Below are 9,596 nucleotides of genomic sequence, written 5' to 3' on the forward strand. Positions count from 1 at the left end.
ATGTTCTCCCGGAGGCGCTCGCCCTTGGCCTTGGCCTGGGCGTAGAGGTCCTGCTGGAAGTCCTTCATCTTCGCCTGGAGCGTCTCGTCGGACGCGGCCAGGATGCGTACCGCCAGCAGTCCCGCGTTGCGCGCCGCGCCGACGGCGACGGTCGCGACGGGGACTCCGGCGGGCATCTGGACGATCGACAGCAGCGAGTCCATGCCGTCCAGATGCTTGAGCGGCACCGGGACGCCGATGACCGGCAGCGGTGTGACGGAGGCCAGCATGCCGGGCAGGTGCGCGGCGCCGCCCGCCCCCGCGATGATCACGCGCAGGCCGCGGGACGCGGCGCCGCTCCCGTAGGCGATCATGTCGTGCGGCATGCGGTGCGCCGAGACGACGTCGGCCTCGTAGGCCACGCCGAACTCCTCCAGCGCCTCCGCCGCCGCCTTCATCACGGGCCAGTCGGAGTCACTGCCCATCACCACGCCGACGGTCGTCATGCCCTGTCCTTCATCTCGGGGCCCCAGCGCAGGTAATCGGCGGCGTGCCGGGCGCGCTCGCGGACCTCGTCCAGGTCGTCGCCCATCGCGGTGACGTGGCCGATCTTGCGGCCGGGACGGACGTCCTTGCCGTAGAAGTGGACCTTGACGCCCGGGTCGCGGGCCATCACGTGCGGGTACCGGCGGTAGACCGCCGGGTCGTCGCCGCCGAGCACGTTGGCGACCACGGTGTAGGCGGCGGTGGGCTCGGTGGACCCGAGCGGCAGGTCCAGGACGGCGCGCAGGTGCTGCTCGAACTGGGACGTGCGGGCGCCCTCGATCGTCCAGTGGCCGGAGTTGTGCGGGCGCATCGCCAGCTCGTTCACCACCAGGCCCCGGCCGGTCTCGAACAGCTCCACCGCCAGCAGCCCGGTGACGCCCAGCCTCTCGGCGATGTCGAGGGCGAGCCGCTGCGCCTCGACCGAGCGTTCCTCGTCCAGTCCGGGCGCCGGCGCGATCACCTCGACGCAGATGCCGTCCCGCTGGACGGTCTCCACGACCGGGTACGCGGCGCCCTGCCCGTACGGGGAGCGGGCGACGAGCGCGGCCAGCTCGCGGCGGAACGGCACGTGCTCCTCGACCATCAGGTCGACGCCCTCGGCGACCAGGCGGCCGAGCAGGTCCGCCGTCTCCCGGTCGAGCGACTCGGCGACCCACACGCCCTTGCCGTCGTAGCCGCCGCGGGTGGCCTTCAGGACCAGCGGCCATCCGTGCTCGCGGGCGAACTCCTCACAGAACGCCCGCGGGGCGTGGCCGGGCACGTGGGCGTAGGCGGGGCAGGGCGCGCCGATCTCGCTCAGGCGCCGCCGCATCGCCAGCTTGTCCTGGGCGTGCAGCAGCGCGTCCGCGCCGGGCCTGCACGGGGTCCCGGACTCCTCGATCTCGCGGATGTGCGCCCCGGGGACGTGCTCGTGGTCGAAGGTCACCACGTCGCAGCCCTTCGCGAAGGCGCGCAGGTCGTCGAGGGAGGAGTCGTCGCCGACCCGCGTGTCGGCGCTGACGCGGGCCGCGGAGTCGGTGGCGGAGCCGGCGAGCACGCGCAGCGACACGCCGAGCCCGATCGCGGCCTGCTGCGTCATCCTCGCCAGCTGGCCGCCGCCCGCGATCCCCACCACGGGCATCTGTGCTGGGTCTGTCACGCCCAGCAGGTTATCCGCCGGGACGGCCTGCCCGGTCATCGGCGCCGTCCGCCGTCCCTCGTCACGGCCGTGGCCGGGGGGCAGGGAGCTTTCCGGAGGATTCCGGCGGCCTCCGGGTGAACGAACGCGGCTCCGGGAGCGTCCGAACAAGTGTGATCTCCCCGGTCACGGGCAGGAGGAGCGGTGTTCCGCCTGGGGTCGCCCCGGATCGGTGGCTTCAGCGGAACAAGGACGTCCCATCCGTCCCATCCGTCTATCCTCGATGTGCCTTCACAAGAGCCGAATCCCGCCGACGCCTCGGCAGCCGTACCCGGAAGGACGGTTCCCCTTCGTGAACCTGCTCTCCAGCCTCCACCGACGGTTCGCCTACCTGGTGCGCGAGCTGGCGAAGTTCGGCAGCGTCGGGGCGGTCGCCTTCGTGATCACGGTGACGCTGAGCAACGCGCTGCACTCGGGTGTGGGCATGGGGCCGCTGTCGTCCAACGCCATCGCGACCGTGGTGGCGACCACGTTCGCCTACGTGGCCAACCGGTTCTGGACGTTCCGTCACCGTGACCGGACGGGGCTGGGCCGCGAGTACACGCTGTTCTTCGCCCTGAACGGCGTCGGGCTGGTGATCACCCAGCTGTTCATCGGCTTCGTCCACTACGTGCTGCACCTGACCGGGCCCATCGCCTACAACGCGTCCCTGATCGTCGGCACCGGGGTGGCGACGCTGTTCCGCTTCTGGTCGTACAAGAAGTGGGTCTTCCTGCCCGTCGAGGCCGCCCCGGTCGACCCGCACTCGGGCCTGCCCGAGTCCGCCGATCACACCCCGGCCGGGTCCCCGGCGGCGCAGAGGGTCAACGGCCACGCGCTGCCGTCCCCCGGCCTCGCCCGCCCCCTCGACCCGCACCTCGGCGAGGCCGAGGCGCGCGGCGAGTTCAGCCGCTCGCGCTGACCGGCCGCCCGGCCCGCTACGCCGGGCCGATCACGACGCGCTCGGACGCGAGGCGCGCCTCGGCGGCCTGCCGGAGGAAGACGCCGAAGACCGCGGGACGGGACTGGATCAGTTCCAGCCGCCCGCCGTCCACCACGGCCAGCGAGCGGGCCAGGTAGAGGCCGAGACCGGTGCCCTTGCCGCTGCTGACGCTGCGCTCGAAGATCCTGGCCTCCAGTTCCGGGGGGATGCCCGCGCCCTCGTCGCCGATCTCCACCACCACCGAGCTGGACCCGAGCTTGGTGTTGATGGTGACCGGGCCGGCGCCGTGCACCAGGGAGTTGTCCAGCAGGGTGGCGATGATCTGGGAGAGCCCCTCGGGGCTGGTCACGCCGATCAGGCCGCGTTCCCCGGTCAGCCGGATGTCGCGGCCGTCCCTGCGGAAGATCGGCCGCCACTCCTCCATCTGCTGGGCCAGGATGTCGTCGATGGGGGCGGCGACGGCGGCGCCGGTACGGTCGTGCCGGGACCGGGCCAGCAGTTGCTCCACCACCGCGACCAGGCGTTCGGCCTGGGCGACCGCGGCGGCGCCCTCCTCGCGCACCACGTCGGGGTAGTCGGCGGCCTCGATCATCTCCTCCAGCCGCATGGACAGCGCGGTGAGGGGAGTGCGGAGCTGGTGGCTGGCGTCGGAGGCGAACTCGCGGCTGGCGGCGAGCAGGTCGGCGATCCGCACGGCGCTGCGGTCGAGCACCTCGGCGACCCGGTCGACCTCGGCGATCCCGTACCGGCGGCGGCGGGGACGGGCGTTGCCGGTGCCGAGCCGGTCGGCGGTCTCGGCCAGGTCGCTGAGCGGCAGGGTGAGCTTGCGCGCCTGCACCATGGCCAGGCCGACGGTGACGGCGACACCGAGCGCGGCCAGGCTGCCGATCAGCACCATCAGCCGCAGCGCCTCGTCCTGGACGTCCTGGGCGGGACGGGACACCTGGACGCGCACGCCGCCGCCGGTGCCGGTCGCGGTGAGCAGGGGGGTGCCCCTGGCCGGGCGGTCGCCCGCGGTGACCACCTGGTCGTTGGCCAGGGTTATGACGATGTAGCGACCCGGATACTCCTGAGAGATCTTCTGGTTGGTGATCGGCTGGCCGGACTCCAGGCTGAAGCCGACGCCGCCGAGGATCGAGGCGGCCTCGCGTTCCAGCGACTGCCGGGCCTCCTCGTAGATGAGCTTGTGCGTGGCATAGGCGAGGGGGATGCCGAGCAGCAGGATCGCGACGACCGCCACCGCGAGCGTCGACAGGAGCAGTCGGCGCCTCATCAGGGCTCCTTCGAGGGTGAAGCCACGACCACACGGCCAGCCGGCGCGCCGTCTCTGACCCGGCGCGCGGCGCGGCCGCGTGATCATGGCGGACGGGGCTGCGGGCGCGTCCGCCCCAGGGCGCGCCCCTAGCGTGCACGCCCTGGCCGGGCGCGCCCTAGTCGCCGCGTTCGAACCGGAAGCCGACACCGCGCACCGTCGTGATGTAGCGCGGGCTGCCGGCGTCGTCGCCGAGCTTGCGGCGCAGCCAGGAAATGTGCATGTCGAGGGTCTTGGTGGAACCCCACCAGTTGGTGTCCCACACCTCGCGCATGATCTGTTCGCGGGTGACGACCTTGCCGGCGTCGCGCACCAGCACGCGCAGCAGGTCGAACTCCTTCGTGGTGAGCTGGAGCTCCTGGTCGCCCAGCCAGGCCCGGCGCGACTCGGCGTCGATCCTGACGCCCTGCACGATCGGGGTCTCGGTGCTGCCGCGGCGCAGCAGCGCCCGGACCCTGGCCAGCAGCTCGGCCAGCCGGAACGGCTTGGTGACGTAGTCGTCGGCTCCGGCGTCCAGGCCCACGACGGTGTCGACCTCGTCGGCCCTCGCGGTCAGGATCAGGATCGGCACGCCGTGCCCCTCGGCGCGTACCCGGCGCGCCACCTCGAGCCCGTCCAGCTCGGGCAGTCCGAGATCGAGGACGATGAGATCCACGCCGCCCCCGAGCGCCCGCTCCAGGGCCTGCGGGCCGTCCGGGCTGACTTCAACGGTGTACCCCTCACGCCGCAGCGCGCGGGCGAGAGGCTCGGAGATCGAGGTGTCGTCCTCGGCGAGCAGTACTGAGGTCATGGGACCGATCGTATGACCATTCTTGACCGTTTCCCGGCAGCCGCCAGCCTCTTGACCTGCGGTTTGCCACTCGTAGTACATCAACGAACACGATGATTCCCGGTCGCCGGGGGACGTGGCCTGGCGTAAGCCCGGCCAATCACGCCGTGGCGGGGCGTTTCCGGGTGTCCGGGACGTGGTTCGGCCCGATCCCTTTCAGGGGGGATTTGGCTGAACATCCGATCTAAGTGTGTCGCTCGCCGATGGGGTGACTTGACCGGGCTCATCCTCCGGATTGACCGGTTCGGCGGCGCTTTGGACGCGGCGCCGCCCGCGGCCGGATCAGGCCACGACGGCGACCGCGGCGCCGGGCAGCGTGACGAACGCGCCCGGCGTGCCGTTCTCCAGGCGTACCGCCGGGTCGGACGCCAGCAGCAGCCGCGCCGGCGGATCGAGGCGCGGCAGCGGCACCCGGCAGGGACGCTCGTCGAAGCAGACGACCACCCGTAGCCCTCCCCTGCGCAGCACCAGCCAGCGGGCGGGCTCCTCGGCGCCGGCCGTGGCTTCGGCGGTGCCGGTGTCCACGGCGGTCCTGGTCAGCCGCGGATCGTTCAGTTCGGGCCGGGAGCGCCGCAGCGCGATCAGGGCTCGATGCCATTCCAGCAGCTCACGATGGGGTTCCCCGGCAAGCTCCGTCCAGTCGAGCACGGAGCGCCGCCAGGTCTCCACAGCCTGTGGATCGGGGACCTCCCCGGCCCAGCCGTGCCGGGCGAACTCGCGGCGGCGGCCCTCGGTCACGGCCCGTCCCAGCTCCGGCTCCACATGGTCGGTGAAGTAGCACCAGGGCGTGCTCGCGGCCCACTCCTCGCCCATGAACAGCATCGGCGTGAACGACCCCAGCAGGAGCAGGGCGGCGCCCACCTTGAGCAGCCCCGGTGGCAGCGTGGCGCTGACGCGGTCGCCGGACGCACGGTTGCCCACCTGGTCGTGGTTCTGGAGGAACGTCACGAAGCGGTGGGCCGGTGTGCGTTCCACGTCGACCGGGCGCCCGTGCCGCCGCCCCCGGTAGGCCGACCAGCCGCCATCGTGGACGTACGCCCTGGTCAGGGCCTTGGCGAGGGTGTCGAGGGAGCCGAAGTCGCAGTAGTAGCCCTGGCGTTCCCCGGTCAGCGTGGCGTGCAGGGCGTGGTGGACGTCGTCGTCCCAGTGGGCGTCCAGCCCGTACCCGCCCGCCTCCTGCGGAGTGATGAGCCTCGGGTCGCTGAGGTCGGACTCGGCCACGAGGAACAGCGTGCGTCCCAGATGGGCCGACAGGGCGCGCACCTCGGTGGCGAGTTCCTCCAGGATGTGGACGGCGCTGTGGTCGTTGATGGCGTGGACGGCGTCCAGGCGCAGCCCGTCCACGTGGTAGTCGCGCAGCCACATGAGCGCGTTGCCTGTGACGAACGCGCGTACCTCGTCCGACCCGGCCTGGTCGAAGTTCATCGCGTCGCCCCAGGGGGTGCTGTAGGTGGTGGTGAAGTACGGCCCGAACGAGCCGAGCCTGTTACCGCTGGGGCCGAGGTGGTTGTAGACCACGTCCAGGATGACCGCGAGCCCGCGCGCATGGGCCGCGTCCACGAAACGTTTGAAGCCGTCCGGGCCGCCGTAGGGCTCGTGCGGGGCCCACAGGTGGACGCCGTCGTACCCCCAGCCGCGTTGCCCAGGGAAGGACGCGATGGGCAGCACCTCGACGGCGTCCGCTCCCAGCGCTACGAGGTGGTCGAGCCTCTCCACGGCGGCATCGAACGTCCCTTCCTGGGTGAATGTGCCCACGTGCATCTCGTACAGGACGCTGCCGGGCAGGGGACGCCCCCGCCACCCGTGGTCGGTCCAGCGGAACCGGCCGTGCTCGTACACGCGGCTGACACCATGCGCCCCGTGCGGTTGCCACGGCGAGCGCGGATCGGGCAGCACCTCATCCGACCCGTCCAGGACGAAGCCGTAGTCGGCGCCATGTCCCGCAGCCGCGACATCGGCACCCCACCAGCCGGGACGCTCCTCCAGGCTTCTCATCGCATGGCGCACCAGGGTCTCCCCTTGCCGGACGGCGACCTGCACCCGTTCGGCATTGGGCGCCCACACCTCGAACCACGTCAAGCAGAAGCCCCGTTCCCGTCGAAATCGAGGGCGTCCGGGACGAGCAACGCCACCGGGTACGTCCGCAGGACATCGGCCAAGCCCAGCAACGGCCCCTGGTGGACCTCACCCGTGAGAACGTCCCGCCACCGGGCCGCGGTGGCGTGGAGGTGGGTGTCGGCCCACCCTCCGCCTCGTTCCAGTCCTCTGGGCAGCCTCGTCGCCACCGTCAGCGCCTCGCCCCGGAGAAAGGCCACGGCGTTCGATGCCGCCTGCCCTGACGCGGCGACGCGCTCGTGGGCGCTGGCGAACCAGTCCGGACGGTGCCGGCGCAACCGGAGCGCCCGGGACGTCACCAGCAGCTTCTCGTCGTCCAGATCGCGGGGCGGCTGACCGTCGTCCAGCCGGACGAGCCGGGCGCGGCGAGCGTCGTAGTCGACCGGGCGCCGGTTGTCGGGGTCCACCATCGCCGGCCCGGTCAGCTCGCACCCCTGGTAGACGTCCGGTACGCCCGGCATCGTCAACTGCACCAGCTTCTGCCCCAGCGCGTTGACGCGGGCGTACGGCTCCAGCAGCGACACGAACCCGATCACCCGGGCGACCAGGTCCGCGTTGTTCAGGGCCCGCCGCGCGTGGCCGATGACGGCGTTCTCGTAGTCGCGGTCGGGCTCCAGCCAGGACGAGCGGGTCTTGGCCTCCCGCATCGCCTTGGTCAGGAACTCCGCCAGCCGGTCCTCGGACACCGGCCACGACCCGACGAGCGTCTGCCACAGCAGGTACTCCAGCTCGGGCTCCATCGGCGAGCCCTTCGGATCCCACCTCCGCCAGCTCTCGACGGCGGCGCGCCACTGCTCCGGCAGTTCCGCGAGGACGGCCAGGCGTGCGCGCGCGTCCTCCTGCCGCTTGGTGTCGTGCGTGGACAGGGTGGTCATGGTCCAGGGACGCACGCGGGCCATCTCCGCGCAGTACTCGTGGAACTCCTCCGGGCTCACCGAGAACCGCTCCGGGTCGCCGCCGACCTCGTTCAGCGCGATCATCCGCGACCAGCGGTAGAACGCGGTGTCCTCGCCGCCCTTGGCCGCGACGGGCGCGCAGGTCTGCTGGAACCGGACGACGAACTCGGCGGCGGCGCCGTCACCCCCGCCCTGGGGATCGTGGCCCAGCGCCAGCCGGACGATCAGGTCCAGGTCCCGGCTCAGCCGGGACGGAACCCGCTCGCGCGCCCTCCTCAGGGCCTCCTCCAGGACGTCCACGGCCTGCTGTGGCGGCGGCTCGCCCGGGACGACGTACGCCCGGTACACCGGCATGGCCGCCAGCAGCCCGACCAGCGCCTCACGGAGATCGTCGCGCCGCTCCGCGTCCTCCTCGGGGACGTCGAGGACGCGGCACAGCACCCGGTGCAACCGGGCGACCTCGGGCCGCAGCCCGTGCAGGGCCGCGTACCGGCGGCACTCGTACTCCACGCCGGTGAAGCCGCGCGGGCCCGAGGTGAACGCGGTATAGGCGTCGGTGAGGGGCTCCTCGCCCTCCGGGTCGATGAAGAGCCCGCCGACCACGCCGAGCGCGTCGTACCCGGTCGTCCCGGCGCAGCGCCAGTCGGACGGCAGCCGCTCCGCCCCCGTGGTGATCTTCTCGACCACCGTCCAGGGCGGCGGGCCCAGCTCGGACACCGCCGTGGACAGCCGCTCCAGGTAGCCCCGCGGGTCGGTGAGCCCGTCCGGGTGGTCGATCCGCAACGCGTCGATCAGCCCCTCGGCGATCAGGATGAGGATCTGGCTGTGCGTCCTGGCGAAGACCTCGGGGTCCTCCTGGCGCAGGGCGATCAGCCCGGAGATGTCGAAGAACCGCCGGTAGTTCGGCTCGCCGTCCCCCGGCAGGATGATCCGGCCGCCGCCGGCCTCCCAGTCCACGTCGAACCAGCGGGCGTACGGCGACTCGGGCCCCTCCTCGATCACCCCGGCCAGCGGGCCGTTCAGCTCCGGCGGGTCCGGGACGGCCATGTGGTTGGGCACCACGTCCACCATCACCTGGAGCCCGTGCTCGTGGAAGCGCCCCACCATCGCGCGGTAGCCGTCCAGGCCGCCCAGCTCCTCCGACACCAGGCCATGGTCGACCACGTCGTAGCCGTGCGTGGAGCCGGGCGCGGCTTGCAGGATCGGCGACAGGTAGGCATGCGACACGCCCAGGGCCTCCAGGTAGGGCGCCAGCGCCCCGGCCTCCTCGAACCCCAGGTAACGGCTGCCGTCCAGGCCGAACAGCTGGATCCGGTACGTGCCGGACGGGATGTCGGGGCCGGGCTCAGACACGGCGAAGCACCTGGACCGAACGGGACGCGACCGGCACGGCCTGGCCCGGCTTGGCCCTCGGGGAGTCCTCCTCCGTGACCGCCGGAGCGGCCGTGTCCACCGTCACCGCCCACGCCGTCCCGTACCGGGCCGGGGGCACGGTGAACTCCAGGTCGCCGTCGTGCGCGTTGAACAACAGCAGGAACGAGTCGTCCTCGATGCGGCGGCCGCGCGGATCGGGCTCGGTGATCGCGTCCCCGTTCAGGAAGATCGCGAAGGACTTGGTGAAGCCGGCCGACCAGTCGGCGTCGGTCATCTCCGCTCCGCCGGGCGCCAGCCACACCAGGTCGGGCAGCTCGGCGACGGCGCGGCGGCCGGTCCTCCCCAGGAAGAAGCGCCGTCTCCGGAACACCGGATGCTCCGCGCGCAGCCGGGCCAGCCGCTGGACGAAGCCGGGCAGCGACGCCCCGTCGCCGGGCCCGAGCCCT

The 9,596-nt window shown here is 72.4% G+C and carries 7 protein-coding genes and 1 pseudogene; 1 reads left to right on the forward strand and 7 read right to left on the reverse strand.

Annotated elements, in window-relative coordinates:
- Together purE and ACGWYJ_RS37850 are read right to left on the reverse strand one after the other, a co-directional pair.
- Positions 1 to 485: 5-(carboxyamino)imidazole ribonucleotide mutase (gene purE, locus ACGWYJ_RS37845; RefSeq protein ID WP_395111426.1), on the reverse strand; the 485-nt coding region annotated here is incomplete at its 3' end.
- Positions 482 to 1,645 carry a 5-(carboxyamino)imidazole ribonucleotide synthase gene (locus ACGWYJ_RS37850; protein ID WP_395111434.1) on the reverse strand — a complete coding sequence of 388 codons (1,164 nt, stop codon included), beginning with the start codon at positions 1,643 to 1,645 and terminating at the stop codon, positions 482 to 484. The genes purE and ACGWYJ_RS37850, both read right to left, overlap by 4 nt.
- Before the next feature lie 349 nt (positions 1,646 to 1,994).
- On the opposite strand from ACGWYJ_RS37850, the gene ACGWYJ_RS37855 reads away from it, so the two are divergent.
- On the forward strand, positions 1,995 to 2,603 hold the full coding sequence (locus ACGWYJ_RS37855; RefSeq protein WP_395111427.1) for a GtrA family protein: 609 nt from the start codon (positions 1,995 to 1,997) through the stop codon (positions 2,601 to 2,603).
- A gap of 16 nt (positions 2,604 to 2,619) precedes the next feature.
- Here the strand turns inward: ACGWYJ_RS37855 and ACGWYJ_RS37860 are convergent, their stop codons facing one another.
- From ACGWYJ_RS37860 to ACGWYJ_RS37880, 5 genes and pseudogenes are all read right to left on the reverse strand, one after another.
- Positions 2,620 to 3,897 carry an ATP-binding protein gene (locus ACGWYJ_RS37860; protein ID WP_395111429.1) on the reverse strand — a complete coding sequence of 426 codons (1,278 nt, stop codon included), beginning with the start codon at positions 3,895 to 3,897 and terminating at the stop codon, positions 2,620 to 2,622.
- 157 nt (positions 3,898 to 4,054) lie between these two features.
- The gene (locus tag ACGWYJ_RS37865) at positions 4,055 to 4,726 is read right to left on the reverse strand and encodes a response regulator transcription factor (RefSeq protein ID WP_285694483.1); all 672 of its coding nucleotides are present in this window, start codon (positions 4,724 to 4,726) and stop codon (positions 4,055 to 4,057) included.
- A gap of 321 nt (positions 4,727 to 5,047) precedes the next feature.
- Positions 5,048 to 6,844: a malto-oligosyltrehalose trehalohydrolase gene (gene treZ / locus ACGWYJ_RS37870; protein WP_395111431.1), complete on the reverse strand. Its 1,797-nt coding sequence runs from the start codon at positions 6,842 to 6,844 to the stop codon at positions 5,048 to 5,050.
- Positions 6,841 to 9,129 (reverse strand): malto-oligosyltrehalose synthase, encoded by a 2,289-nt coding sequence (treY, locus tag ACGWYJ_RS37875; protein ID WP_395111432.1) that lies wholly within the window; start codon positions 9,127 to 9,129, stop codon positions 6,841 to 6,843. Before treY ends, treZ begins: the two co-directional genes overlap by 4 nt.
- Positions 9,122 to 9,596, reverse strand: a pseudogene (locus ACGWYJ_RS37880) (glycogen debranching enzyme); the annotation flags it as partial. The gene treY and the pseudogene ACGWYJ_RS37880, both read right to left, overlap by 8 nt.

This window comes from Actinomadura sp. SCN-SB (genome assembly GCF_043906805.1).
Taxonomy (GTDB): domain Bacteria; phylum Actinomycetota; class Actinomycetes; order Streptosporangiales; family Streptosporangiaceae; genus Spirillospora.